This is a genomic window from Nonomuraea fuscirosea, assembly GCF_003001935.1.
In the GTDB taxonomy this organism is placed as follows: Bacteria; Actinomycetota; Actinomycetes; order Streptosporangiales; family Streptosporangiaceae; genus Nonomuraea; species Nonomuraea fuscirosea.
The window spans coordinates 341,422-366,843 of record NZ_PVNG01000005.1 but is presented as its reverse complement, the minus strand read 5'-3'; the positions used below and the strand labels follow the sequence as shown (position 1 = coordinate 366,843).

Below are 25,422 nucleotides of genomic sequence, written 5' to 3'. Positions count from 1 at the left end.
AGACCCATCGGCAGGCCGACCAGGGTGCCCAGGCCATCGAGGCCGCTGAGATCGAGGCCCCGCTCAACGCGCAGCAGCCCGCCCCATAGCGCGGTTAAAGCGCTCGTCCCTACGCTGCGGTCTCATGTTCGAACGAGCGAAACCCCTCTGGGCGGCCGTCGCCGCGGCGCTGGTCGTGCCCTTACTGCCCCTGCCTGCCGCCGCCGCGGCGGAGCTCCGCGTCATCTCGTGGAACGTCTGCGGCGAGGCGGGCGGGCAACGCGGCGACGCCGGCTACTGCCCGTACCGCAATGAACCGGACAAGAAGGTCGAGCAGCTCGCCGGGCTCGTGTCCCGGCACCAGGCCAACGTGCTGCTGCTGCAGGAGGTGTGCGGCGCCGCGCCCGGCAGTCATCTGGACCTGCTGAAGGCGGCCCTCGGCCCCGGCTGGTCCTTCGCCAGGGCCGACGGCGCACGCCCCGACGGCCGCGTCGACTGCCGCGGCTCGCTGGAGGGCGATCTCGGCCTCGGCATCGCGGTGAAGGCGGAGATCACCGGGACCACGGTCACGCAGACACTGCCGCCCGACCCCACCGGGCAGAGCGGGCAGACCCTGCCGACGCTGTGCGTACGCACGGACACCTGGGCCGGCACCCGGATCTGCACCACCCACGTGCTCGCCGACCCCGCCGATCCACGCCGGGCCCAGCAGGTCAGGAACGTCAAGGCCGCGGCCTCCGCCGGCGGTCTCGACGTGGTGCTCGGCGGCGACTTCAACCTGTTCCCCGGCTCGGCGGAGCTGAAGCCGCTGTCCAGCGCGTACGAGGAGTGCGACTCGCTCGGCAACTCCCGCGACGAGGTCACCCATCACGCCTGGACCAGCGGGAAGCACGTCTACCGCAAGCGTGACCACATCTTCGCCACCAGGACCGGCACGAGCCGGCGCTTCACCTGGTGCGACGCCGACCAGTCGCTTATGGACCGCACCGCGAACGAGCCGGACAGCGGCCCGCCGAACGGGTACTCCGACCACGCGCCACTGATCGGCTACCTGCCGGGAACGTGACGCGGGAGCCCGGCGCGGGCAGCCCCGTCCGCGCCGGGAGCAGCCCGTTAGCTACTGTGCCGTCGCTATCATGGGCGGGGTGACCGACACCTCCGCCCGTCCCAAGCGGCGCGGCCGCGAAGTGCTGTTCCAGGCGGTACGCCAGGCGATGCTGGACGAACTCGCGGAGCGCGGCTACGGAGAGGTCTCGATCGAGGGCGTGGCGGCCCGCGCCGGGGCGGCGAAGACCTCCGTCTACCGCCACTGGGGCACCAAGGAGGACCTGGTCGTCGACGCCCTCAGGCACGCCCTGCCGGTCCTCGACCAGCCGGCGGACACGGGTCACGTGCGTGAGGACCTCCTGGTGCTGCTGCGCCGCATGTCCGCCTCGCTCGACGGCCTGACCGGCCAGGTGCTGCTGACGGTGGCCGGCGAACGCCGGCGTCATCCCGAGATCGCGGAGGCGGTGGTGGACGAGATCGTCCGCCCGCGCCGGCGGCTGTTCCTGGCGGCGCTGGAACGGGCCGCCGAGCGGGGGCAGATCTCCGGCGCGGCCGTCACGTCCCTCCCGATCGAGGTGGCGAGCGGCCTGATGCTGCAGCACTACCTGCACACGGGCACGCCGCCCGGCGAGGAGCGCATCCAGGAGTTCCTCGACCAGGCCATCATGCCCCTCCTCACGCACGACCGGGCGTGATCATCCGCAGGTCACGGGATTCTCATCTGCTCACAGCAGATCTGCCCCAGGCGGATTACGTCGACTTCGGTCCGCGGCGCCTCACATGATGGACGCATGAGCGAAGAATCGAAACTTCCCCTGTTCAACGCACGGGTGCGACGCGAACTCTACGAACAGCGAGTTCTCGTTCTCGACGGCCCGCTCGACGACGACAACGGCACTCTGCTGGCCACGCAGATGATGGCGCTCGCCACGCATGACACGTCGGCTGACATCGCCTTGTGGATTCATTCCCCGGGCGGTTCCGTGCCCTCGATGCTGGCGATCCGCGACGTCATGCGCCTCATTCCCTGTGACGTTTCCACCCTTGTTCTGGGAATCGCCTACAGCGCCGGGCAATTCTTGCTGTCCTCGGGGGCGAAAGGGAAGCGCCGCGCCCTGCCGCACGCGCGCGTCCTGATGCACCAGGGCTCGGCGGGCATCGGCGGCACGGCGGTCGACATCGAGTTGCAGGCCGGTGACCTGCGGCACACGCGTGACACCGTGCTCGGCCTGATCGCCGAGGACACGGGCCAGCCGGTCGAGCGCATCTTCGAGGATTCGCTGCACGACCGCTGGTACACCGCGCAGGAGGCGCTCGACTACGGCTTCATCGACGGCATCGTGCAGACCTTCGACGAAATAGCGCCGCAACATCGCCCACGACCCGGATTCGGCGTCACCGAAGGAGTCGGCCAGTGACCACCTATACGATCCCTAACGTCATCGCGCAGAATCCGCGCGGCGAGCGCGTCATGGACGTTTATTCGCACCTGCTCACCGAGCGCATCGTCTATCTCGGCACCGCGATTGACGCGGGCGTCGCTAACGCGCTCATCGCGCAGCTGATTTTCCTGGAGTCGGACAACCCCGACGCGGAAATCCAGTTCTACATCAACTGCGAAGGCGGCGATCCGAGCGCGATGCTCGCCATTTACGACACCATGCGCCATATCAGGCCGCGCGTTTCCACGACGTGCGTCGGACAGGCGGTCGCGGTGGGCGCCGTGCTGCTCGCCGCGGGCGCGGAGGGGAAGCGGGCCGCCCTTCCGCACGCCCGGGTCATCCTGCACCAGCCGGCCGCCCAGGGGCGCGGCGCGATCCCCGATCTCATCCTGCAGGCCGACGAGGTCGTCCGCGTCCGGGCCGACATCGAGCGCATCCTGTCACGGCACACCGGTCAGAGCATCGAGACCCTGCGCGCCGACACCGACCACGATCGCGTGTTCACCGCGACCGCGGCGATGGAGTACGGGCTCCTCGACCAGATCATCGAGGAGCACGCGTAGGCCGGTGGGACCGCCCCGGCCGGTCGCGTCACGCCGCCAGCGCGTACGCGGCCGAGCAGGTGGCGCCCGTCGACGTGCTGGGCTGAGCGGAGCGCAGGTTGTCGGCGACGGCGAGGGTCAGATCGATCAGGGTCACGTCCAGCGCGCCGGCGACCGCGGCGATCATCTCGCTCGACGGCTCCTTGAGGCCTCGTTCCATCTCGGAGAGATATTGCGGCGAGACACCGGCGCGGCTCGCCGTCTCGCTCAGCTTCTCGCCCCGCTCGTGGCGCAGGCCGCGCAGGCACTCACCGAGCGCGTGCCGCCACAGCGGCTCGCGGGCCGGCGACGGCGTGGGGACGGTCCGGTCGAACGCTGGACGCAGCGGCGGGATGGTGGAGGCCATAATTCACCATAGACAGCCGGTGCGCTCGCGTGCTGCCTGCTTCGCGTAGAGCGGAACCGTCCCTCGCCTGATTGATGAGCCTTTCCCGGGCTACGTTTGCGTATCTATCCGCCGCGCGTTAGGGTCACATGGATACGTCAACGTTGCTAAAGGACTGCCGGTATGTCGCAGATCGTCTGGAGCACCCGCGCGGAGACCGAGCAGGACGTCCCGGTGATCCGCGAGATCCTGCTGGCGGCGTTCCCCACCGCGCTGGAGGCCGACCTCGTCGACGCCCTGCGCGAGGACCCCGCCTGGATCCCGGCTCTCTCCGTCGTCGCCACGGACGCCGAGGGACCCGCCGGATACGCCCTGCTCACCCGCTGCCACGTCGATGACGCGCCCGCCCTGGCCCTCGCGCCCTGCGCCGTGCCGCCCCGCCACCAGCGGCGGGGCGTCGGCTCGGCGGCGATCCGCGCCGGGCTCTCCGCCGCCCGCGACCTGGGCGAGAACCTCGTCCTGGTGCTCGGCCACCCCGAGTACTATCCGCGGTTCGGCTTCACCCCCGCCTCCGCCTACGGCATCCGTCCCCCGTTCGAGGTGCCTGACGAGGCGATGATGGCGCTCACCCTGGACCCGGCGGCGCCGGCGCCGGGCGGCGGCACCATCGTCTACCCCGCCCCGTTCGGCGTCTGACGCGGCAGACCCTTTTCCGCCGGTGGACAGCCAACGATCAGCAGGGCTGCGACAGTGCGGTCTGTGGAGACCGTGGATGCCCGGGCGCGGCTGGGGCGGCCGTTCGTCGTCGGGCGCGCCTCTTTGGCTGCCCTCAGGCAGCTGGTGCCGCTGGTGGCGCCGGCCGTGGTGGTGTTCGCGCCGCTGGGCCTGATCACCGCGTTGGCGCTGTTGCCGCTGCTCAGCGGGTCGGCCGTGGTGCGGAACGGCGAGCTGGAGATCTTCGGCGCCGAGCCGGGTCAGCTGCTCGTGTCGGGTGCGGCGGTGCTGGTGGCGTTCACCGTGGCGCAGGCCGTGGTGTTCCCCGCGACCGTGCTGATCGCGGCGAGCCTGCAGGCGGGCGGGCGGCCCGTGTCCGCGCGTCGGGCGCTGGGGGTTTCCTTGCGCCGGCTGCCCTCCATGATGCTGCTCGTGCTGCTGGCCGCGCTCGTGTTCGCGCTGGTGGTGGCCGCCGGGTACGCGGCGTTGACGGTGACGGGAAGCGCCGTTCCGGCGATGATCGTGTTCGTGGGGCTGGCGCTGTTCACCATGCCGGCGCTGCTGGCCGTGCCCGCCATCGTGCTGGAGGGCCGCTCCGCGATCGGCGCCGTCGGACGCGGCTACGACCTGGTGATCGGTCATGAGCCGTCCAGCGTGTTCACCCTCGCCTGCGGTGTGTACGTCATCCCCGGCGTCGTCTCCGCGGCCCTGGACGCGGCCATGGCGGGGCTGCACGGCCCGGCGCTCATGTACGCCACGGGCCTGGCGGGCGGCGTACTGGCGCCGGTCGGAACCGCTTTCCAGGCGAGCGTGATCACCCGCCAGTTCCTGCACCGGCTGGCGCTGCGGCCGGACCCGGTCTCGGCCGAGGAGCTGGACCGGATCCTGGCCGGCCTGCCCGATACGGGCCCGCGCCGCCGGGTCCGGTTCCCGCTCGTGCTGCCCGCGCTTCTCCTGCCCGGCCTCGTGCACGGCGGCGTCGCGACGGCCAACCCGTTCGGCTGGCTGGAGACCAGCGAGACGGACGTCACCGCCGCGTGGTGGAACGCGTTCGGGGACGGCACGGACGGCTTCGCACTCCGCGCGGGAGACCTGCGCGCTCTGTACGCGGGGCCGGGGACGGGCCTGGTCGCGCTGGTCCACGGCGGATTCCAGCAGCCGTCGGCGATGTTCGCGTGCGCCGACGCCACCTGCCGCCGGGCCCGCTTACGCCACGCCCACGGCGCGAACCAGGACCTCGGTCTCGAGCCCGGCGGGGCCGCGCTGCCGGACGGTCGCCTGGTGCTGACCTCGTGGACGCGGCACCACGCCGAGTGGGACACCTGGAAGCGGCTCGGCCTGCTGATCTGCGACCAGCGGGCGTGCCTCCCGCCGCCGGGCGGCCGACCCCTCATCTCGCGGCACGACGTGGCCGGCCTCCTGCCGCTGGCCATGTCCGCACGCCCTGACGGCGGGCTGGTCGTCGCCACGGCCGAGCAGGTGGAGAGCGGCCGAGGGCGGTACGACGCCGAGATCTCCCTGATCCTCTGCGCGGACCCCGCCTGTACGCGCCCGGTCAGCCGGAAGGTGGCGCGGATCCCCTCGGGAGGCTACTACCCCGAGTCGAAGACCCTGTCCGTCGCGGTCGGCGCCGACGGCGGCCCGGTGGTGGCGAGGATGGACAGCAGGACCGGCGCGATCCACGTGATCTCCTGCGACACCCCCGCCTGCGCGCGCCCGCGCGTCACCCGGCCGGTGCCGCCGCAGGCGATCGAGCGGACCCGCGACACCCCGCGCCATGCCGTGGCGGTGGCGGTGCGCCCCGACGGCCGGCCGGTGCTGGCGTACCAGGACATCCGGGATTCGGCGGCCAGATTCGTCGACTGCCGCTCCCGGGACTGTGCGCGGCACGTCACCGTCACGCTGTCCGGGGAGTCGTACGCACCGCCGGTGCCGGTCATCGATCGGGCGGGGCGCGTCCTGGTGGCCTACCAGGACGCCGTCCGCCCGTACGTCATGCTCGCCACCTGCGCGGAGGGCCGTTGCGCCCGGACCGCGGTGACCGGCACGCGCAACGGTCCCGGTGACGTCCTGGCCATGGCGCTCGACCAGGCGGGACGGCCGGTGATCCTCTGGACGGACGACAACGGCTCGTACTTCTCCGACGGCAGATGGTCATTGCTGGTCACCACGCCGCTCAATCTCCCGCTCAGCCGAGCTGAAGGGTGAAGCACCTGGCCAGGGGTTCGCCGGCGTACGGTCCGTAGCCGTCGATCCGCTGGTACCCCTCACGCTCGTAGAACCGGATCGCGTCGGGCTGCCGCACGCCGGTCGACAGCAGCAGCGTGCCGACCCCGTGCCGCCGGGCGTGCTCCTCCAGGGCACGCAGGACGCGGGTCGCCACGCCGGTGCCGCGTGCCGCCGGGGTCACGTACATGCGCTTGATCTCGGCCGTACCGTCGTCCAGCAGGCGCAGCGCGCCGCAGCCGGTCGCCTCGCCGGCCGGGTCGCGGGCGATCAGGAAGACGGTGATGGTCTCCGCGGTCGGCGGCTCGCTCTCCTGGTCGGGTATGTCGTAGCGGGCGGCCAGTTCGGCCCGCATGGCCTGGCGCAGGCGGACGCCGTCCGCGCCGTCCCACGGCTCCTCGGTGACGATCACGCCGCCCTTCCTTCCTCGGTACGGGTCCTGCGGCTCCTCGATGACGGTCATGCCGCCCTTTCCTCCGTGGTACGGGTCCTGGCCAGCTTGCGCTCCCGTACCGTGCACGCGAGCCGCACGACCACCGAGCGGACGGCTTCGGCGGGACGGTTCGACGGCACGAACAGCTGCTGCTTCACCCGGGCGAGGTGCTGGTGCCTGACGATGGCGGGGCGCAGCCGTGACTCCCAGGCGGTCAGCGCGGCGGCGAGGTCGCCGGGGTGGTCGCGCAGCTCCCGGCCGAGGTCGGCGCCGCCGCGGAGGGCGAACGTGGCGCCCATGCCCGAGTAGAGGTTCAGGCACCACGCCGCGTCGCCCACGAGCACGACCCTGCCTCTGCTCCACCGGGGCATCTTCACCTGGTGCACCGAGTCGAACAGGAAGTCGGGCGTCTCTTCCAGGGAGTCCAGGGCGTGCCGCACCACGGGGTCGTCCATGTCGGAGAACGCGGTGCGCAGCCGCTCGATCCTGGATCCGGTGAACTCCGCCTCGACGTCCTCGGTCCGGTAGGTCAGCAGAGCGGTGGGGGGCCGGTCGGCGAATCCGAACACCCAGGCTCCGCGGCCGGCGCGGGCGCTGATGATGCTGTCCGCCTCCTGGAACGACGGCACCTGTTCCCTGAGCTGGAACGCGCAGATCATCGCGTTCCAGCCGGTCAGGTGGTTCTCGTGCGGGCCGAAGACCATGCGGCGCACGTGCGAACGCATTCCGTCGGCGCCGACGACGAGGTCGAAGCTCTCGCGCCGCCACGCGCCGGTGGCGGTGTCCTCGAGCAGGACGCGGACGTCCGCTCCGCTGTCGTCGATCTCGACGGGTCGCGTGGCGAAGCGCACCGGGATGGGCTCGCCCGCCCCGTGTGCGCCGATGCCCTCCCAGAGCGCGGCCTCGATGTCGCCGCGGACCACCGCCGCCGGGTCGCCCGGCTGGTGCAGGAACCCCAGGCCCGGCTCAAGGTTGCCGTGCCGGTTCAGCGACCAGGCCTTCCCGCCGCCGGGCGGGTTGCGGGTGTGCAGGTGGTCGCGGATGCCGAGGTCGGCGGCGGCCTGTCTGCCTTCGGGCATGAGGCCGACGAAGTAGCCGCCCCTGCGGCGATCCGGGGCCTTCTCCACGATGACCGGCTGCCATCCGGCCTGCCGCAGCCCGATCGCCGCGGCCATGCCGGCGATGCCGAGCCCGACCACCAATGCGCGTTTCCGCATGCTGTGCCTTCCTCTCTCCGGTGGGTGCGGCGTGGTCAGCCGGGGACGACGACGGCGCGGGTCCGCCCCTGGTGCGCCCACGCCTCGCCGACGCGGCTGAGCGGGTAGGTGGTGTACGGCGCGTCGAAGGTGCCGTCGGCGAACCGGGTGATCATCTCGGGGAACTCGACGATCATCTCGGCCTTGGAGACCGAGCCCATGCCGCTGCCGGTGATCCGGATCCGCCGGCTGCGCAGGAGGTCCGCGGGCAGCGCCGCCTCGGTTCCGGCGAGCGAGCCGATCTGCACGTACGACGTCGTTTCGCCGTCGTGCGGGCGGATGCCGCCCAGCGCGGCGAAGGCGGCCTCGGCCACGGGGCCCCACACGAAGTCGAGGACGAGCCCGGGCCGCGCCTCGGCGACCGCGGTGGTGAGAGCGGCTCTTCCGGCATCGGAGGCCGGGTCCGCGAGCGGGACGGTGACGGCGCCGAGGCCACTCAGCCGGTCCAGCGCCTCACGGTCGCGCCCGGCCGCGACGACCTGGGTCGCGCCGAGAGCCAGCGCCGCTCGTACGGCCAGGCCGCCCGACATGCCGGTCGCCCCGAGCACCAGCACGGTGCCGAGCTCGCCCGCCTCCTTGCGGTGGGCGACCAGCGGCATCCAGCCCGCCGAGGCGGGGTTCATGCCCGCGGCGACGGCGAGCGGGTCGGCCCCGGCGGGCAGGTCCACCTCGAACGGGGTGACCATCGACTCGGCCATCGTGCCCCAGGGCGACCGGGCGAGGCCCGTGTAGACCAGCCGCCCGTCCTCGGCCCTGGCCACCGCGTCCACGCCGGGGACCAGGGGGAACGCCTTGCCGCCGCGATAGTGGCGGCCGGTGGCCATGCCTCGGACGACGTGGTGCAGACCCGCGCCCACGAGGCTCAGCGGAGCCCGGCCCGGCTGGGGCTCCGGGGCGGGGAAGTCCGCGCAGACGGGGGTCGCCTGTGCGGAGTTGACGACGGCAGCACGCATGACACGCTCCTGAACTAAGTTCAATTCGGACGTCACCAACCGTGCCTGAACTTTGTTAAGGTGTCAACCGTGGCGAAGGGCATCACTCGGGAGCGGATCGTGGCGGCGGCCCTCGACCTGCTCGATGACAAGGGCATGGACGCGCTGACCGTCCGGGCGCTCGCGTCCCGGCTCGGCGTGGGAGCCCCCGCGCTCTACTGGCACGTCCGCAACAAGCAGGAACTGCTCGACGAGATGAGCACGTTCGTCATGCGCCGCGTCACCGACGCCCTCTCGGAGATCGCGCCCGGCGCCGGCTGGCGCGACGACGTGGCCGCGTACGGCCGGGTGCTGCGCTCGGAATACCTGCGGCACCGCGACGGGGCGCGCATCTTCAGCGGCACCCGCTTCTCTGACCCCGACGTGGTCAAGGCGAAGGAACGCTGGCTCGAACGCCTGACCTCGGCCGGGTTCTCGCTGGCCGAGGCGGACGACACCCTCGACCTGGTCACCGCGTTCGTGGTCGGCTTCGTGATCGAGGAGCAGGAACGCGGTCAGCCCGGCGGCGATCCGGACCGGTACTCGCTCGCCGGGCGGGACGCCTGGCTGGGGGAGGGCGCCGAGCTGGTCAAGGCGGCGGGGCATCTTCGCGACGACGGTGACCGGAGGTTCGACCGGCAGCTCGGTGTCGTCCTCGACGGTCTGGCCGCCCGCCTGCGGTGACGGCCCGGTTGCGCTGACGGCCCGGCCCGGCCGTCATGCCGGCGCCCGCGGCTCGACGCGGGCGCCCGGCCTGTCTACCGAGGTGTCACTTGCTGTGGCGGAGCGCCGCCCGTACGGCGGTGTAGATGACGATCCAGAGCACCGCCACGGGGATGATGAAGACGAAGACCAGCTCGTAGATACCGATGTTGGGCATGTCCGCACATTAGGCGGCCCGGATTGAGAGGCGATTGACGATCACTTGCGAGCGGGGGAAGACCGGAGCTCCTCGATGGTGACAGCCGCGGCAGTTGGTGGGACTGTAAAAGGCAAGGTGACCTGCTGGAGGAGATCGTGGCACACGCTGAGCTGAACACGGACGTGGTCCTCGCCGCCATCCGCGACCACGGATTCGCCGCCTATGACGTTCTCGTCAAGGACCACCCGTCCGACGCGGTGATCACGGAGTTCACCCGGGCGGCCAGGGAGGGGTTCACCACCTTCGGCGTGGCGGTGCACCTGGCGTCACTGACGGACAAGGGGAGCAAGCGAGTCGGGTGACCCTGCTCGCTCACGGGCAACAGTCCGACCCCGGCGCGAGCGGCTGAACAGCTCACGCCGGGGCCCGTTCGCGTGCCGGCTCGTCACGCCGCTCCGGTGCGCAGCTTCTCCTTCGGGACGATCTGCCGCACGATGCTGGGGCTGGACCAGTGGAGCTGGGCGATGGCGTCGAAGCCGCCGTCGTAGAACTCCATCCTGATGTCGTGCGCCCCGGCGGTCAGGGCGATCCGACCGGTGTCCTCCCGCTTGGAGTGGTCCGTCCAGTTGTCCACGAGCAGCGTCCCGTCCACCCAGAGGCGGACGCCGTCGTCGCTGGTGGTGATGAAGGTGTACGTCTCGGCGCGGTCGGCGATCACCTTGCCCGTCCACCGCACGCTGAAGGTGTCCGGCTCCAGGGCCGGGTCAGGGGAGGCGGACCCCCAGTCGAAGTCGATGCCCGGGTCGACGCGGGTCACCTTGGGGTCGGTCAGGCCGGCGTTGTCGAAGTAGGTGGCGTTCAGGCCCGCCTCCTCGACGACCAGGGTCGTGACCGAGGCGGCGGGCAGGGTGAGCGTGGTCGCGCCGCCCGCGACGGTGGCGGAGCCGGCCCGGTGCGGGGCCCACGCGTCGGAGGTGCTGCGCCAGACGGCGGCCGTGGCGGCGGTCAGGCCGGTGAACGACAGCGTGGCGGGCAGCGGCTGGTCGCCGACGTTGACCAGGACGATGTTCTTGGCCGCGTCGGAGGCGAACACGTGCAGCAGGTCGTCGTCGGAGGTCGCCGTCACCATCGTGGCGCCGAACGGCCGGAACAGGTCCTCGCCGGTGAACATGCCGATGCCGTGGTAGATGGGCAGCGGCTCGTTGCGCGGCACCCCGCCCTCGCCGTCGGTGCTGGTCAGGCCGAGCCGGCCGTTCTTGTCGCCGTACTGGTAGGCGGCCGCCCCCGCGTGCAGGATCCGGCCGAGCGCAGCCGCGCCCCACAGCGTGTTGAAGTGCGTCAGCGTACGGTGCCCGTCGTCGTCCTGCCAGTCGGAGTTGAACTCGCCGATCTGCAGGTCGATCTCGTGGCCGAGGATCGACTTCGCGAGCGCGGCCACCTCCTTCAGGTCGGTCTCGTACTGGCGGATGACCGGGCCGAGCAGCTGCTCGTCGGTGGTGGTGTCGTCGCCGCTGCCGTAGTCGTGGTAGTCGAGGAAGTCGACGCGCTCGCCCGACGCGGTGAGGAACGTCCGCAGGTAGTCGAGCTTGTTGGAGGACGTGGCGGGGCCGCCGAGCTCGACGTCCGGGTCCTTGGCGCGCAGGGCGTCGGCGATCAGGTTGAAGCGCCTGCTGTACTCGGCGGCCGGGATCTCCGGCTTGCCCGGCACGCAGCTGCAGTCGGTCTCGTTCCCCACGATGAACCGCCGCACCGGGGTGCCCGTGGCCGCGAAGTGCTCGTAGAGCGCGACCGCGTCGTCCCGGTTGACCTCGGCGCTCTGGCGGGCGTCCACCGGCAGGATGACGACCGGCTCCGCGCCCAGGTCGCGGATGGCGGTGATCCAGGCGTCGCCGGTGATCGTTGTGTCGCAGAAGAAGCCGCCGCAGACGATCGGGCTGTCGTGGTCGCCGGGCACCTCGTAGTGCAGCTCGATGCGCATCCGGCCGGCTCCGAGCTTGCGGATGCGCTCCCGGTGCTCGGCGTCGTTGGTGATGTACGACTGGTTGCCGTACCCCGTGATGCCGATGCCGTAGTCGGTGGCGGACAGCGTACGGACCGGCTTGGTGAAGTCGACCGAGACGGACGCGGGCGCGGCGGCCCCGGCCTCTGCCCGAGCCTGGACCGGAGAGGTCGCGACGGCGGCGGCCAGAGCGCCGGCGAGGACGGCACGCAGCAGGCGGCCGGCTAAAGCGATCATCGTGTTCCCCCCGCAGATCAGAGATGTTCGATGATCATGGCATAGAGATCGTTACGGGGCGGTTTCCTGGGCGGGCACGGAGGGCGGTCGCCGGTCACCGGCGCCCGCCTTCCGCGTCGTCGCTCAGCCCTCGGCCCACCCGTGATTCTTGGCGAACTGCAGCAGCCCGGTACGGATCTGCACGATCTGCGCGCCGGTGAGCGACGGCGCCTGGCTGAGCAGGAGCTCCGTCACCTCCCGCAGGTACTCGTCCGCGTCGAGCACGTCGCACAGGGACTCGTCGTCGTCCCCGTGCGCGGCGGCGACGCGCGGGGGAGCGGTCGTCACCGGGGCCGCCGAGGTCTCCGCCGGCCGCACCCGCCACGCCTTCGGCCCCTTGTCGCCCTCCTCGACCTCGAACACCACCGCGAGCCCGGCCCGCACCTCGGACTCGGGCATCAGCATGTCGTTGACGTGCAGGAAGACGTCCTCGCCGCCACCGTCGGGCGCGATGAAGCCGTAGCCCCGCGCCGCGTCGAACTTCACCACTCGTCCAGAAACCACCACAACCCCCAAACCTCGGACCCCATGTCCGATACCTCGCTCCACAACATAGAGCCACCGGGCCGGCTGACGGGAATGACCGTTCCGGGCGGAGGCGTGATCGCGGGTAACGCGTTCGTCGTCACGGCTCCCGCCCGGCCCGGTCCGGGGGCACTCTGGAATCATGCCGAAGCCGACGCCGGGGACGGAACCCGCGGCCGATCCGCCGGCCGCGCGGCCCCGAGTCCAGCAGATCGGTGTCGCGTCCGGGCACAGCCGCGTCTACCAGGCCGGGCGCGACCTGACCGTCCACGAGACGGTGCTGCCCGCCACGGCGCTCCGGCCGGTCACCGAGGTCGACGCGCCGCCGGCGACGGTGAACGTGCCCGGGCACCAGCAGGTGTTCGTCGGACGTGACGACGAGCTGGCGGCCCTGCGGACGGCCCTGTCCGCCAGCCGGCCGGTGGTGGTGGCCGCGGTGCACGGGCTGGGCGGCATCGGCAAGTCCACCCTGGCCGCCCGGTACGCCGCCGCGCACGCCGGGGTGTTCAACCCGGTGTGGTGGATCACCGCCGACACGCCGACCGGGATCCGGGCGGGGCTGGCGGCCCTGGCCGCCGCGCTGCAGCCGGAACTGGCCGCGGCCCTTCCGCTGAAGGCCCTGGCCGAGCGGGCCACGGCGTGGCTGGCCGGGCACGAGGGCTGGCTGCTGGTCCTGGACGACGTCACCCGCCCCTCCGACGTGACGCCCCTGCTGGCCCGTACGCTGACCGGGCGGGTGCTGATCACCAGCCGGCTCGGCCAGGGCTGGCACCCGCTCGGCGCCCAGGTGCAACGGCTGGACGTGCTGGCCGAGGCGGAGGCCCTCGACCTGCTCACCCGGATCGCCGGGCCCTCCGCTCCCTGGACACCCGAGGAGGGTGCGACGGAACTGGTCGAGGAGCTGGGCGGGCTGCCGCTGGCGATCGAGCAGGCCGGCGCCTATCTGCGGCAGAACCGGCTCACCCCCCGCGCCTACCTGGGCCTGCTCACCGCGTACCCGGCCGAGATGCTGGACCAGCCCGCCGAGAGCGGCGACGCCCGGCGCACCGTCGCCCGCGTCTGGCGGCTCACCCTCGACCGGCTCGCCGACGTCCCGCCGGCGGTGGACCTGCTGCGCGTCCTGGCCTGGTACGCGCCGGAAAGCGTCCCCCGCGACGTCCTCGACGGCCTGGCCGAACCGCCGCGGCTGCAGCGCGCTCTGGGCGCCCTGGCCGCGTACAACATGATCACCCTGGACGGTCCCGGCATCGTCGTGCACCGCCTCGTGCAGGCCATCGCCCGCACCCCCGACCCGGCCGACCCGCACCGCCAGGCCCCCGACATCGAGGCCGCCCGCACCCTCGCCATCGCCCTGCTGGACCGGGCCCACCCCGCCGAGCCCGACGCGCCGGAGTCGTGGGCGCGCTGGCGGGCGCTGCTGCCCCACATCGACGCCGCCTTCGACCGCACGTCCCCCGAGACCGATACCGTCGAGGCGCAGCGGCTGCTCCGCGCCACGGGCTTTTTCCTGAACGGCCAAGGGGCGGTTGACCGTTCGCTCACGTACCTCAAGCGCTGCCTGGCCGCGGCCCTGCGTCTCCACGAGGCCGACCATCCGGTCGTGCTCAACGCACGCGCCGGCCTGGCCTACGCCTACTGGACGGCCGAGGATTTGCGGCAGGCGATCCCGCTGATGGAGCACAACCTGGCGGAAGAGGAACGCATCCTGGGCGCCGACCACCCCAACACGCTGACCTCGCGGAACAACCTCGCCAGTGCCTACCAGCTGGCGGGGGATCTGGGCCGGGCGATCCCGCTGTTCGAGCGGACGCTGGCCGATCGGGAACGCCTTCTGGGCGCTGACCACCCCGGCACGCTGACCTCGCGGAGCAATCTCGCCGGCGCCTGCCAGCTGGCGGGGGATCTGGATCGGGCGATCCCGTTGTTCGAGCGGACGCTGGCCGATCGGGAGCGGTCGGCGGGCGCCGATCACCCCGACACCCTGGCCTCGCGAAACAACCTCGCTCACGCTCTGGAGACGGCCGGGGATCTGCGCCGGGCGATCCCGCTGCTGGAGCGGACATTGGCCGATCGGGAACGGGTGCTGGGGCCCGATCATCCCGACACCCTGGCCTCGCGTAACAACCTGGCCGGCGCCTACCGGTCGGCGGGGGATCTGGGCCGGGCGATCCCGCTGTTCGAGCGGACAATGGCTGATTACGAGCGGGTGCTGGGGCCCGATCACCCTGGCACCCTGGCCTCGCGCAACAACCTCGCCGCCGCCTACCGGTCGGCGGGGGACCCGGGCCGGGCGATCCCGTTGCACGAGCGGACGCTGGCCGATCGGGAGCGGGTGCTGGGGCCCGATCACCCCGACACTCTGACCTCGCGCAACAACCTCGCCTACGCCTTCGAGTCGGCGGGGGAGCCGGGCCGGGCCATCCCGCTGCTGGAGCGGACGCTGGCTGATCGGGAGCGGGTGCTGGGGCCCGATCACCCGCACACCCTGGCCTCGCGCAACAACCTCGCCTACGTCTACCAGTTCGTGGATGCGGGCCGTGCCGTCCCCTTGTATGAGCGGACAATGGCCGAGCAGGAACGAGTGCTCGGCTCCGGCCACCCCGACACTCTGGCCACGCGGAACAACCTCGCCGGCGCCTACCAGCTGGCGGGGGATCCGGGCCGGGCGATCTCCCTGTACGAGCGGACGCTGGCCGATCGCGAACGGGTGCTGGGCTCCGATCACCCCGCCACGCTGATCTCCCGCAACAACCTCGCCTTCGCCTACCGGTCGACGGGGCACGCGGACCGGGCAATCCCGCTGTACGAGCGCGCGCTGGCCGACTGCGAGCGCCTGCTCGGCGCCGACCACCCGACGACGGTCATCGTGCGGGACAACCTGACCTGGGCCACCGCCCAGGCGACCCCTGAACCCGGCCCGCCTGCCACGGAGTGAGAGGCGGCCGCCCGGCCTTCGAGCCGCGTCGGCGAGAGGTCGTCGGGGGGCTATCGTCAGGGAGCTTCGAAACCGGCCTTGGTCAGCACGTCCGCTCCCTGCGGAGACAGCACCAGCTGCACGAACTCCCCGGCCGTCCCACCGGCGGGGGCCTTCGCCAGGGCCGCGATCGGATAGTCGTTGACCGCCTGCCCGGCCTCGGGGAACTCGATGCCGCGCACCTTGCCGCCGGAGGCGATCACGTCCGTCCGGTAGACCAGGGCGGCGTCCACCTCGCCCAGCTCGACCTTGGTCAGCGTGGCCTTGACGTCCTGTTCCAGGGTGACCGGCCGGACCGCCAGCCCGGCCGCGGCCAGCGCCTTCGCCGCCGCCGCGCCGCACGGCACCTGCTCGGCGCAGAGCGCGACCTTCACCTTCGGGTCGGCGAGGTCCTTCAGCTCGTCCACCCCGGCCGGGTTGGCGGCGGGGACGGCGATCTGCAGCCGGTTCCGTACGAACGTGACCGGCGCCGCCGCCAGGGACGCGTCGGTGACGGTCTTCATCGTGGCCGGGCTGGCGGCGGCGAAGACGTCGGCCGGCGCGCCCTGGACGATCTGCTGCGCCAGGGTCGCGCTGGAGCCGAAGTTGAACCGCACCGCCGTGCCCGGATGCGCGGCCTCGAAGACCTTGCCGAGCTCGGTGAACGTCCCGGTCAGCGAGGCCGCCGCGAACACCGTCACCTCCGCGGCAGCGGCCGGAGCGGACGCGGACCCGGCGGCGGACGTGGCGGGCGCGCCGGAGCCGCACCCGGACAGGCCCGCGAGCGCCAGCGCGACGGGCAGGGCCATCGCCCATCGGAACCTCCGCCGGCGGACGGTGCCGCCTCCGATTGCCGCCGTGGCCGCACTGATCCGGAGCATCGTCACGCACTCACCATACCCGGCGCACTTGCGAGGTTGAACGCCATTTGTCACCCGCAGAGGCGGCCTCATCGACCCTTCTGCCATCGTATCCGCGAGACAAGGCCGTCAGCCGTCCATGATCACCCTTCCGTCGGCCGGGGGTGACGGCGGGCGTTGACGGTGCTCCAGTGGTCGGCGCGCAGGCCGGCCCAGTTCTCGCGGGTGGCCAGGTCGCTCAGCTGGGCCGGTGGGAGGCGGAAGCCGGGCAGGCCCGCCAGCCGGTCCAGCTCCACCGGGTTGGGGGCGGAGACGTAGAGGATGCGCGCGGCATCCAGGCTCGGCGCCTGGCCAGGACTCTGGTACAGGCAGTAGAGGACGTCGCCGAGGACCGCCGCGGCGGGGCCCGACGCGCCCGAGGCGTTCGGCAGCTGGGCGTCGGGCTGCCAGGTGTTCCCGTCGAACACCGAGTACCAGAGCGGCGCGCCCGGCATGTTCTCCCAGCCCTTGTGCAGCACGCAGATCGCGCCGTCATAGACGACGGCCTCGGGGGATCCGGTGATCCCCACGTTGCTCACCTGCTGGGGCGACGACCATGCGCCGCCGTCGAACCGGACGTACCACAGGTGCCCGTCGCCGCCCGGCTGGCCGGAACCGGCGCCCTGGTAGAAGCAGTAGAGCTGATCTTCGTACACGACGGCGCTGGGCCGTCCCGTCATGCGCACGCCGGAGATCCGCGTGTCGGGATGCTGCCACGCCGACCCGTCGTTGCGGATGTACCACAGCTGTCCCAGGTCGTCCAGGCCCGCTCCTTGATGGAAGCAGTAGAGCGAGCCGTCGTAGACCGCGAGGCTGGGGCCCGCGGTGAGGCCCACCTGCGGGACGTTCGTGTCGGCCTGCCACGAGGTGCCGTCGAAGACGGAGCACCACAGCGCGTAGTCCGGGCCAGCGCCCTGGTGGGCGACGTACAGCCGCCCGTCGAACTCGGCCACGGCGGGCGAGGCGGTGAGGCCGGCCCCGGGCACCTGCTGCTCGGCCGACCAGCTCGTGCCGTCGAAGACGGTGTAGCGCAGGGACGCGTCCAGATCGCCCTGATAGAGGCAGTAGAGGGACCCGTTGAACGTGCCCAGCGCGGGAGCGGCCGAGGTGGCGATGCCGCCGACGGGGTTGTCGGCCGACCAGGCGGTGCCGTCCCACGTGATCGACATGAGCTGCCCGAAGCTGTGATATTTGAAGCCGAAGACCACGCAGTCCGCGGTGCCGTAATAGTCACTGACGCCGTTGATGTGCAGGCGCGACATGTACTCGCCCGGATACGAGAAGCTGAACGAGCCGCCCCCCGGATAGCCCCCGCCGAGCTGGTCCGTCGCCGTGCCGTCGGCGAAGGTGAACGACAGCGCGTTCACGACGTCGCCGGACAGGCCCTCGGCGACGACGACCTGACTGGAGTTCGTCAGGTCGAAGACGCCGCCGCGCGGAGGTTGCGGGCTGCCTCCTCCGGCCGCTCCCATGCGGGGCGTCTGCGTCACGCCTCCCGGACCGCCGCCACCGGGGTAGGTCAGTTGCGCCGCGTCGATGCGATCTCCGCCCCAGACGGCGATCTGGGCGATCGGCAGGGTCGGGGGCGAGGCGAGCTCGATGGGGCCGCTGTTGTCGCAGCTGCCCTGCGGGTCGGAGTAGATCTCCCGATCGAGGTACGGCGTGACCGGATCGGGGTATTTCGTGGGATCCAGGTACGGCCACACCTGGAGAAAGTCCGTCACGCCGAGGGTCATCAGGCGCACGTACCGGTTGACCGACGCGAAGGGCTCGCACGCGTGGTCGTCCCGCGTCGTGGACTTCGTGATCTGCTCGTATCCCTGCTGACAGTACTTGTTCGCGTAGTCCGTATAACTTTTCGTCTTGTCCGTCAGTTTCGTCTGGACTTTCTGCATCCAGGATTCGTCCCAGCCCCAGCTCGGGCCGAACAGGACGCCGTCGCGGAGCAGGACCAGGTGGAGATTGGCGGCCTGGGCGAAGAGCGGCAGCAGATTGACCTCGTAGCCGCCCTGCTGAAAACTGGGCAGTTCGTTGTCGAAAAGGGCGTCCGTGGTTATCCAGTAACCTGCGGTGACGGAATTGTCCGGCGGTGTCGTGGCCGCCGCCTGCACGTAGTCGGTGATGTTGTTCTGCAGTCCGGTGAGCGTGTCCGCGACATTCTGGTAAATGTTCTGCTCGATCTTCTGATCGATCATCTGCGCGGTCTGCTGGACGATCTGCGTCCACGGGCTGACCCCGGACAGCGCCGGCTGCCAGAACAGGTACACCAGGCCGCTGAGGAGGTTTCCGGCCTCGGGGACGAACCCCAGCGCCGTGGCGACGATGATCTCCGCCATGGCGCTGTACGGAAGACTGTCATCGAGCCGGGCCGGGCCGTTGTCGGTGTAGTAGTTGTCGGTGCACGAGCTGCTCACCGGCATGATCACGCTCCAGCCGTCGGTGAGCGGGCCGAACGTGACGCGTACCGCCTCGCCGCTGTCGTAGTCCTCCTCCTCGACGTCGCACTGCTTGCCGGACCGGACCCAGTTCTCGCCGCTCGCGTCGACGCAGGAAATCGTCCAGAGGTCGCTCCCGCCGCTCCCCGTCTCGATGGAGAAGGGCGTGAGAATGACGTCGCCCTGCGCCAGTTCTCCCACCGAGACCGACTGGGTCGCATTCCAGGTGTGTGCCACGCTGACATTCGTGATGGGGCCACCCGTATTGTTCATGACGATGCACTGCATATTGCCCTGCCAGCTCATGGCAACCATTTCCCCGTGAATCGAACGCCGGCATGAGGCCGGCCGACACCAGCAGTCGATTCCTTCCGTCCGGCGATCCGGGCAAACGCGCCCGGCCGAATGCGGAACCAAAAATAGGATGCTTTGGTTCCGGGCGGGGAAAAGCCCTGCCCCCGCGGACTTCGCCGGCTGGCGCGGGTTGTCAGCGCGCTGCTCGGGTACGGCCCGCGGGGTCGTCCGGCGTCACGCGGAACCGGTGCGCCGAGGGGTCGTTGACGCGGAACGCCGGCCTGCCGGACAGGGCGTTGACGAGTTCGACCGCGGCCTCCCGCCCGGCGGCCGCGCGTGCCTCCACCGTCTGGCCGGCCATGTGCGAGTAGACCGTGATGCCCTGGACGCCGCGCAGAACGCTGTCGGCCGGCAACGGCTCGACCTCGCACACGTCGAGGGCGGCTCCGGCGATGACCCCGTCGCGGACGGCCGCGGCCAGGGCGTTCTCGTCGACGATCGCGCCGCGCGCGGTGTTGACGAGCAGCGCGCCCGGCTTCATCAGGCGCAGCGCCCCGGCGTCGATCAGGTGGCGGGTGGCGGGGGTCAGGGCGGTGTGGATCGAGACGACGTCCGAGCGCGTGAGCAGGGTGCCGAGGTCGACGAACTCGACATCGGTGGCGGGCAGGCCGGGACCGGGCTCGACGGCGGTGCGGCACAGCACGGTCATCCCGAACGCGCGGGCCAGCGGCACCACGGCACGGGCCGCCGCGCCGAACCCGATCAGGCCGAGGGTCGACCCGCGCAGCTCGTGCCCGTCCGTACGGGGCCAGCCGCCCGCGGCGACGCCGGAGGCCAGTTCGACCAGGCGCCTCGACGCCGCCAGGATCGCGCCCATCGTGAACTCCGCGACGGCGTTCGCGTTGATGCCCGGCAGGTTGCTGACCAGGATGCCCAGCTCGGAGGCGGCGGCGACGTCGACCGAGTCGTAGCCCACGCCCGACCGCACCACGGCCTTCAGGGCCGGCGCCGCGGCGAGGACGCCGGCCGTCATGGGCTCGTTGGCGATGAGCGCGCCCTCGACACCGTCGAGCAGCCGGACCAGCTCGTCGGGGTCGCGCCGCCCGCGCAGCGGCGCGTGCACCGTCTCGTGTCCCTGCTCCTTCAGGTACACGTCGACCGGATCGCCGGGCTTGAGGTAGTCGGTGGTGATGAGGATGAGGGACATCGGCCGGGCACTCGCTTCTCCGTCGGGGTGGTACTCGCAGCACCGTAACGGCGGTGGCCGTGGCGGGATAAGCCCCGGCGGCGAAAGGTGACCTTTCAGGCGAGTCGTTCGGGCAGCCGTTCGCCGAGGAAGTCGAGCACCGCCGTCACCCGGGCGGGCACGTGGTCGGCGGGCGCGTGCAGGGCGTACACGTCCGCGTTCGGGGTGGGCACGTCGGCCAGCACCCGGACGAGCCGCCCGTCCTTCAGCAACGGGGCCACCTGCCAGGTGGAGCGCATGATGAGCCCGCGGCCCTCCAGCGCCCATCCGGTCACGACGTCGCCGTCGTCGCTGGACAGCGTGCCGGCGACCCGGACCCGGAACTCCTCCGAGCCCTCGCCGAAGCGCCACAGCGCGTAGTCGCCGTGGTTCTCGCGGAGCAGGATGCAGTTGTGGCCGGCCAGCTCGTGCACCGTCGCCGGCGCGTTGTGCTCGCGGACGTACGCCGGGGACGCGCACACCACGCGCCGGTTCCGCGCGAGCCGCCGCATCCGCAGGGTCGAGTCGTGCAGCGGGCCCACGTGGATCGCCACGTCGAAGTCGCGCCGGTGCGGGCTCACCGGAAGGGGCGTCGTGGTGAGCCGGATGGCTAGCCGCGGATGCCGCGCGCCGAACTCGCCCAGCAGCGGGCCGATGTGCGCCCGTCCGATCCCGAGCGTCGACTCCACGACGAGCGTCCCGCGCAGCTCGCCCGAGCCGCCGGAGATCTCCTCCTCCAGCCGCTGCACGTCGGTGAGGATCGGGCCGATGCCCTTCGCGAGCGCGGCTCCCTCGGAGGTGAGCACCAGTCTGCGGGTGCCCCGCCGGACGAGCCGTACGCCGAGGCGCTGCTCCATCGCGGCGAGCCGCTTGCTCACCACGGGAAGGGAGCACCCCAGCCCGCGGGCGGCCGCCGTCAGCGTCTCGCTCGCGGCCACGACCGTGAAGAACCTCAGGTCGTCCACAGACTCCGGCACGGCCGACCTCCGCCACCCGTCTTTCCTGCGGCGAAAGCCTACCTTCCCCCGCGGCGGCCGAGAGCCCACCTAGCATCGCCATGAGGATCTCGGCGGTCGCCGTCGGCGGGTCAGAACTTGAGCCACCAGCTCCTGAGGGTTCTCCGGGTCAGGCTTCGGGGTGCTGCCGAGCGCGGCGGCGTCCGGTTGGAGCCGGGGGTGACGGCGGAGCCGTTCGTGATGGGCCGGCCCGTGCTCTTCATCAGTGTGAGCAGCTCGGCGACGCTCTTGGCCGGGAACTTCTGGCGCAGGACGGCGAAAGCGCCGGTGACGTGCGGGGCGGCCATCGAGGTGCCGTTCAGGCCCCCGTCGTTCCCGGCGGCGATCACGGCGGCCACCCCATCGGCCAGCAGGTCGTCGATGACCGGCCCGCGCGGGTCGCTCTCCCCGCAGTCCGCGGTGTAGCGGCCGGAGCCCAGGCTCAGGTTGGCGGCGACGAGCGGGAGGCCGGACGCCTTGAGCTCCAGCACCTTCTCCAGCCCCGAGAGCTGGGCGCTGGTGAAGCTGAGCACGCACGGCGAGGCGCCCGCGCCGCAGAGGTCGACGCGCTCACCGGCCTGGAGGCGATGACTCCCGCACGGAACGGATAGCTCCCGGCTGACGGTTTAGGGTGAGTCCGTGTGGTACGTGGTGATCTCGCTCGCGGTGATCGCCGGCGCGCTCGTCTTCGCCCGGCGCCGGCTGGTGATCGTCCAGGTGACCGGGCCGAGCATGCTGCCGGTGTACCGCCCAGGAGACCGGGTGCTCATCCGCCGCGTGGCCGGGGCGAAGCTCAGGCGGGGCCAGGTGGTGGTCTTCGAGTCGGCGCTGGAGGGCCGGTGGCGCACCGGCCCGCTGTCCGCCCCTGACGCGGCGAAGTGGGTCATCAAGCGGGTGACCGCCCTGCCCGGCGACCCGGTGCCGCTCTCGGTCGCGCCCGCGGCGGACGCGAAAGAGGGCGATCTCGTCCCCGAAGGGCGGCTGGTCGTCATCGGCGACGGCACGAGCAGCGCCGACTCGCGGCACTGGGGGTACCTGCCGGCGGACCGGATCCTGGGCGTGGTCGTCCGCCGGCTCTCCCCGGCACCGCCTCAGCCGGACGCGGCGGAGGGCTCGGGCGCCGGCTCGTAGCCGCTGGCCTGGAGGCTGAACAGGCGCGCGTACTGCTCGCCCTTCGCCATGAGCTCGTCGTGCGTACCGCGTTCTGAGATCTTCCCGTCGCTCAGCACGACGATGAGGTCGGCGTCGCGCAGGGCGCCCAGCCGGTGCGAGATCAGCACGCTGGTGCGGCCCGCCCGGTGCCGGCGCATGCCCTGGTGGACGGCGTGCTCGGCCTCCGCGTCCAGACCGGAGCTGGGCTCGTCGAGGATGAGCAGATCGCGCTGGTGCCGCATCAGCGCGCGGGCCAGCGCCAGGCGCTGCCACTGCCCGCCCGACAGCGTCACGCCCGCCTGCCGCTCGTCGCCCTCGCCGAAGAAGATCCGGCTGAGCAGCGTGTCGTAGCCCCTGGGCAGCGCGTCGAGCGTGTCGTGGATCCCGGCCCGGCGGGCGGCGGCCCTGACGGCCTCGGGATCGGCGCCGCCGGCCAGGTCGCCCAGCATGATGTTCTCGGCGGCGGTGAGGTCGTAGGTCATGTAGTCCTGGAACACCACGCCGATCCGGGCCCGCAGGTCGTCGGGGTGCGCCTCGCGCAGGTCCACGCCGTCCCAGAGGATCGAGCCGCGGACCGGGTCGTACAGGCGGCAGAGCAGCTTGACCAAGGTGCTCTTGCCCGCCCCGTTCAGGCCGACCAGCGCCACGGCCTGGCCGTGCGGGATGAACAGGTCCACGCCGCGCAGCACCCAGGGATGCTCGTCGTCGTAGCGGAACCACACGTCACGCAACTCGATGCCCGCGCGCAACGCGGGCAGCGCGGAAGGCCGCGCGGCCACCGGGAGACCGGGCTCGGCCTGGACGACGCCGACGTAGTGGCCGAACATCAGCAGCGCGTTGTGCGCGCCGGCCCACCGGCTGACGATCGCGGTCAGGGCCGTCTGCACCCCGGCGACGGCGGCGACGAACACGGAGACGTCCCCGACGCTCAGACCGCCCGACGCGGCGGTCAGCACGGCCCAGAACAGGCCGCCGGCCGCGACGGCGGCGCCCAGCAGCGACAGCAGTCCCTGGCTGCGCAGCGTCCGCCAGTCGAGATCGCGCTCGGCCTCGTTGACCGTCTCCAGCTCCGTGAGCATCCGGGTGCGCAGGAAGTCGCCCAGCCGGAACAGCCGTACCTCCTTGGCCGCGTCCGGGCTGGTCAGCAGGGCGCCGTAGAAGAGCTGGCGGCGGGTGTTGGAGCTGACCCCCCACAGGGTGCGGGCCCTGCGGCGGCTCAGCGCGAGCTGCACCCGGGCCGACGGCAGCGCGGCGGCGATGACGATCACGACCATGACGGGGCTGAGCACGGTCAGCGTCACGACGAACCCGAGCAGCGTCAGGACGCCCTGGCAGATCGCCAGGGACGAGCCGACGATCTGCTGCGGGGCGTTCTGGCCGGCCTCGTGGGCCAGCCGCAGCTCGTCGTGGAAGGAGGGGTTCTCGAAGCGGCTGAGGCCGGGGTCGGCGTTGACGGCCAGGAACAGCCGGTCGTAGACCAGCCGCTGCAATCCCCGGTGCAGTTGCCCGTTGAGATATTCGGAGACGTGCGGCAGGACGACCAGGGCCAGGCCCGCCACGCCGAGGGCGGCGGCGACGGGGAGCAGGCCGCCTTCGCCGTTGGCCAGCCGGTCGATGACCAGCTTGGTCAGCCAGGCGGTCGCCACCGGCGCCGCGCCCATGAGCAGCACCAGCGCCAGCGAGCCCAGCACGGCGGCCGGTCGCGCCCGCCAGGCCAGCTCGGCCGCCACCCGTCCGCGGCGGAACAGGGAGCCCGCACCGGTCTCTCCCGCCGGGCCCCGCGGATCCCTCACGTGTGCGCCGGCAGCGGCAGCTCGTCCGGGGTGAGCGCCGCGGCGGTGATCACCGCGCGGTCGTCCACGAGGTAGAAGGCCGGGAAGAACGTCACCTGGAACGCCTTGGCCAGCGGCCCGTCCGGCGGCTCGACGGCCAGGGTGGCGACCGGGGTCAGGGCGGCGGCGAACGCACCGGCGTCCCGCTGGTCGTCCACGACCACCGCGAGCGCGCGGCCGGGCCCCAGGGACCGGGCCTTGGCGGTGAACTCGGGCAGCCGCTCGTGGCAGGCCGAGCAGGTGGTGGAGAACATCCCCACCAGGGTCGGCCCGGTGAAGAACTCCCGTGACAGCTCCGTGCCGTCGGAGGCGGCGGAGGCGAACTCGGGCAGTGCGGTGCCGGCGGTCACGAGGGGCGGCCTGGCCGGCCGGTCGGCGTCGAGCCGGGCGGAGTGCTCGCGCAGGCGGCGAATGACCGCCAGCGTCAGCAGCAGGTTCACCGCGCACAGGGCCCCGACGAGGACCACGGCGGCGACGAGATACGGCATCGGAATCCCTTCACGGGCCGGCCCGCCAGGGGGCGGGCGGCGGCCCGGCGTACAGGCCGGCGCGCGTGGCTCCGGCCGGCCAGAAGCCGGCCGGTGCCGGGTGCCGGATCGCCGGCAGCGCGACGGCGATCACTCGGCGACGATCTCGATCAGCGCCAGGGGGTGCAGGCGGTGTATCCGGCGGCGATGCAGCACGTCCTGCGGACGGTGTAGCCGACGAACTTGATCTCGTCCCAGCAGGTGTCCGCGGCGGCGGTGGTCGTGGGCAGCAGTTTGTCGAGCAGCCGGTCACCCAGCTTGCCAAGAGAACGGATCATGAAATCTCCTCTGTCGAGCCGTGTCGGGAGGTCGCTGACGCCGGACGCCGTCGAGCGCCGAGCACGTCGTCCGCTCGCCGTTGCGCCGGAGCCGGCGATCTTCGCCCGTTGGCGCCTGCAACTTATGCCGGTCCAAGATCCGAAAAAAATGATACAAATCCCCATGCGAGATACT

25 protein-coding genes are annotated in these 25,422 nt (G+C 72.0%); 10 read left to right on the top strand and 15 right to left on the bottom strand.

Annotated features, from left to right (window positions below; genetic code table 11):
* The first annotated feature begins 124 nt into the window (after window positions 1–124).
* The 4 genes from B0I32_RS14510 (at window position 125) to B0I32_RS14495 (ending at window position 3,031) form a co-directional block, all read left to right on the top strand.
* Window positions 125–1,045 (top strand): endonuclease/exonuclease/phosphatase family protein, encoded by a 921-nt coding sequence (locus B0I32_RS14510; protein ID WP_106238961.1) that lies wholly within the window; start codon window positions 125–127, stop codon window positions 1,043–1,045.
* Window positions 1,046–1,124: 79 nt separating this feature from the next.
* Window positions 1,125–1,721, top strand: coding sequence for a TetR/AcrR family transcriptional regulator (locus tag B0I32_RS14505; RefSeq protein WP_181307379.1), 597 nt, complete (start codon window positions 1,125–1,127; stop codon window positions 1,719–1,721).
* 96 nt (window positions 1,722–1,817) lie between these two features.
* The gene (locus B0I32_RS14500) at window positions 1,818–2,444 is read left to right on the top strand and encodes a ClpP family protease (protein ID WP_106238958.1); all 627 of its coding nucleotides are present in this window, start codon (window positions 1,818–1,820) and stop codon (window positions 2,442–2,444) included.
* On the top strand, window positions 2,441–3,031 hold the full coding sequence (locus B0I32_RS14495) for a ClpP family protease (protein ID WP_106238956.1): 591 nt from the start codon (window positions 2,441–2,443) through the stop codon (window positions 3,029–3,031). Before B0I32_RS14500 ends, B0I32_RS14495 begins: the two co-directional genes overlap by 4 nt.
* A 28-nt stretch (window positions 3,032–3,059) precedes the next feature.
* On the opposite strand, the gene B0I32_RS14490 is transcribed toward B0I32_RS14495, so the two are convergent.
* The gene (locus B0I32_RS14490; RefSeq protein WP_106238954.1) at window positions 3,060–3,416 is read right to left on the bottom strand and encodes a helix-turn-helix domain-containing protein; all 357 of its coding nucleotides are present in this window, start codon (window positions 3,414–3,416) and stop codon (window positions 3,060–3,062) included.
* A gap of 162 nt (window positions 3,417–3,578) precedes the next feature.
* Between B0I32_RS14490 and B0I32_RS14485 the strand changes: the two genes are divergently transcribed.
* On the top strand, window positions 3,579–4,091 hold the full coding sequence (locus B0I32_RS14485; protein ID WP_106238952.1) for a GNAT family N-acetyltransferase: 513 nt from the start codon (window positions 3,579–3,581) through the stop codon (window positions 4,089–4,091).
* Window positions 4,092–4,154: 63 nt separating this feature from the next.
* Complete coding sequence (locus tag B0I32_RS14480; RefSeq protein WP_106238949.1) at window positions 4,155–6,317, top strand: hypothetical protein; 2,163 nt, start codon at window positions 4,155–4,157, stop codon at window positions 6,315–6,317.
* Here B0I32_RS14480 and B0I32_RS14475 read toward each other — a convergent pair.
* The 3 genes from B0I32_RS14475 to B0I32_RS14465 are packed head-to-tail and all read right to left on the bottom strand — an operon-like array spanning window position 6,298 to window position 8,977.
* The gene (locus tag B0I32_RS14475) at window positions 6,298–6,798 is read right to left on the bottom strand and encodes a GNAT family N-acetyltransferase (protein WP_106238947.1); all 501 of its coding nucleotides are present in this window, start codon (window positions 6,796–6,798) and stop codon (window positions 6,298–6,300) included. The genes B0I32_RS14480 and B0I32_RS14475 overlap by 20 nt on opposite strands.
* On the bottom strand, window positions 6,795–7,985 hold the full coding sequence (locus B0I32_RS14470) for an FAD-dependent monooxygenase (RefSeq protein ID WP_106238945.1): 1,191 nt from the start codon (window positions 7,983–7,985) through the stop codon (window positions 6,795–6,797). The genes B0I32_RS14475 and B0I32_RS14470 overlap by 4 nt, the downstream gene beginning before the upstream one ends.
* A 35-nt stretch (window positions 7,986–8,020) precedes the next feature.
* Window positions 8,021–8,977 (bottom strand): hypothetical protein, encoded by a 957-nt coding sequence (locus tag B0I32_RS14465; RefSeq protein ID WP_245955825.1) that lies wholly within the window; start codon window positions 8,975–8,977, stop codon window positions 8,021–8,023.
* A 69-nt stretch (window positions 8,978–9,046) separates the two neighbouring features.
* On the opposite strand from B0I32_RS14465, the gene B0I32_RS14460 reads away from it, so the two are divergent.
* Together B0I32_RS14460 and B0I32_RS14455 are read left to right on the top strand one after the other, a co-directional pair.
* The gene (locus tag B0I32_RS14460; protein ID WP_106238942.1) at window positions 9,047–9,679 is read left to right on the top strand and encodes a TetR/AcrR family transcriptional regulator C-terminal domain-containing protein; all 633 of its coding nucleotides are present in this window, start codon (window positions 9,047–9,049) and stop codon (window positions 9,677–9,679) included.
* Between the two features lie 333 nt (window positions 9,680–10,012).
* The gene (locus tag B0I32_RS14455; RefSeq protein WP_106238940.1) at window positions 10,013–10,219 is read left to right on the top strand and encodes a hypothetical protein; all 207 of its coding nucleotides are present in this window, start codon (window positions 10,013–10,015) and stop codon (window positions 10,217–10,219) included.
* Window positions 10,220–10,302: 83 nt separating this feature from the next.
* Here the strand turns inward: B0I32_RS14455 and B0I32_RS14450 are convergent, their stop codons facing one another.
* Together B0I32_RS14450 and B0I32_RS14445 are read right to left on the bottom strand one after the other, a co-directional pair.
* Entirely contained in the window at window positions 10,303–12,093 is a 1,791-nt protein-coding gene (locus B0I32_RS14450) for a PA14 domain-containing protein (protein WP_106238938.1), read from the bottom strand.
* A 123-nt stretch (window positions 12,094–12,216) separates the two neighbouring features.
* Window positions 12,217–12,618 (bottom strand): cold-shock protein, encoded by a 402-nt coding sequence (locus B0I32_RS14445; RefSeq protein WP_281262596.1) that lies wholly within the window; start codon window positions 12,616–12,618, stop codon window positions 12,217–12,219.
* Window positions 12,619–12,799: 181 nt separating this feature from the next.
* Here B0I32_RS14445 and fxsT point away from each other — a divergent pair, with 181 nt between their 5' ends.
* Window positions 12,800–15,592: an FxSxx-COOH system tetratricopeptide repeat protein gene (gene fxsT, locus B0I32_RS14440; RefSeq protein WP_106238933.1), complete on the top strand. Its 2,793-nt coding sequence runs from the start codon at window positions 12,800–12,802 to the stop codon at window positions 15,590–15,592.
* 56 nt (window positions 15,593–15,648) lie between these two features.
* Here the strand turns inward: fxsT and modA are convergent, their stop codons facing one another.
* From modA to B0I32_RS14415, 5 genes are all read right to left on the bottom strand, one after another.
* Window positions 15,649–16,491, bottom strand: coding sequence for a molybdate ABC transporter substrate-binding protein (modA, locus tag B0I32_RS14435; RefSeq protein ID WP_245955837.1), 843 nt, complete (start codon window positions 16,489–16,491; stop codon window positions 15,649–15,651).
* 122 nt (window positions 16,492–16,613) lie between these two features.
* Window positions 16,614–19,181: an insecticidal delta-endotoxin Cry8Ea1 family protein gene (locus tag B0I32_RS14430; protein ID WP_181307377.1), complete on the bottom strand. Its 2,568-nt coding sequence runs from the start codon at window positions 19,179–19,181 to the stop codon at window positions 16,614–16,616.
* A 250-nt stretch (window positions 19,182–19,431) separates the two neighbouring features.
* Window positions 19,432–20,445, bottom strand: a complete 1,014-nt coding sequence (locus B0I32_RS14425; RefSeq protein WP_106238926.1) for a phosphoglycerate dehydrogenase — start codon at window positions 20,443–20,445, stop codon at window positions 19,432–19,434.
* Between the two features lie 95 nt (window positions 20,446–20,540).
* A complete protein-coding gene (locus B0I32_RS14420) occupies window positions 20,541–21,440 on the bottom strand; it encodes a LysR family transcriptional regulator (protein ID WP_106238923.1) in 900 nt (299 codons plus the stop codon).
* Between the two features lie 110 nt (window positions 21,441–21,550).
* The gene (locus B0I32_RS14415) at window positions 21,551–21,991 is read right to left on the bottom strand and encodes a S8 family serine peptidase (protein ID WP_181307375.1); all 441 of its coding nucleotides are present in this window, start codon (window positions 21,989–21,991) and stop codon (window positions 21,551–21,553) included.
* 106 nt (window positions 21,992–22,097) lie between these two features.
* Here B0I32_RS14415 and B0I32_RS14410 point away from each other — a divergent pair, with 106 nt between their 5' ends.
* Complete coding sequence (locus tag B0I32_RS14410) at window positions 22,098–22,589, top strand: S26 family signal peptidase (RefSeq protein ID WP_219911787.1); 492 nt, start codon at window positions 22,098–22,100, stop codon at window positions 22,587–22,589.
* On the opposite strand, the gene B0I32_RS14405 is transcribed toward B0I32_RS14410, so the two are convergent.
* From B0I32_RS14405 to B0I32_RS57630, 4 genes are read right to left on the bottom strand one after another with little or no spacing between them, the layout of a single operon-like run.
* A complete protein-coding gene (locus B0I32_RS14405; protein ID WP_106238921.1) occupies window positions 22,550–24,403 on the bottom strand; it encodes an ABC transporter ATP-binding protein in 1,854 nt (617 codons plus the stop codon). The two genes, B0I32_RS14410 and B0I32_RS14405, sit on opposite strands and share 40 nt — an antisense overlap.
* Entirely contained in the window at window positions 24,400–24,930 is a 531-nt protein-coding gene (locus tag B0I32_RS14400) for a TlpA family protein disulfide reductase (protein WP_106238919.1), read from the bottom strand. The genes B0I32_RS14405 and B0I32_RS14400 overlap by 4 nt, the downstream gene beginning before the upstream one ends.
* A 10-nt stretch (window positions 24,931–24,940) precedes the next feature.
* On the bottom strand, window positions 24,941–25,063 hold the full coding sequence (locus B0I32_RS60915; RefSeq protein ID WP_281262595.1) for a hypothetical protein: 123 nt from the start codon (window positions 25,061–25,063) through the stop codon (window positions 24,941–24,943).
* 16 nt (window positions 25,064–25,079) lie between these two features.
* Window positions 25,080–25,247 (bottom strand): hypothetical protein, encoded by a 168-nt coding sequence (locus B0I32_RS57630; protein ID WP_181307373.1) that lies wholly within the window; start codon window positions 25,245–25,247, stop codon window positions 25,080–25,082.
* Window positions 25,248–25,422: the final 175 nt, after the last annotated feature.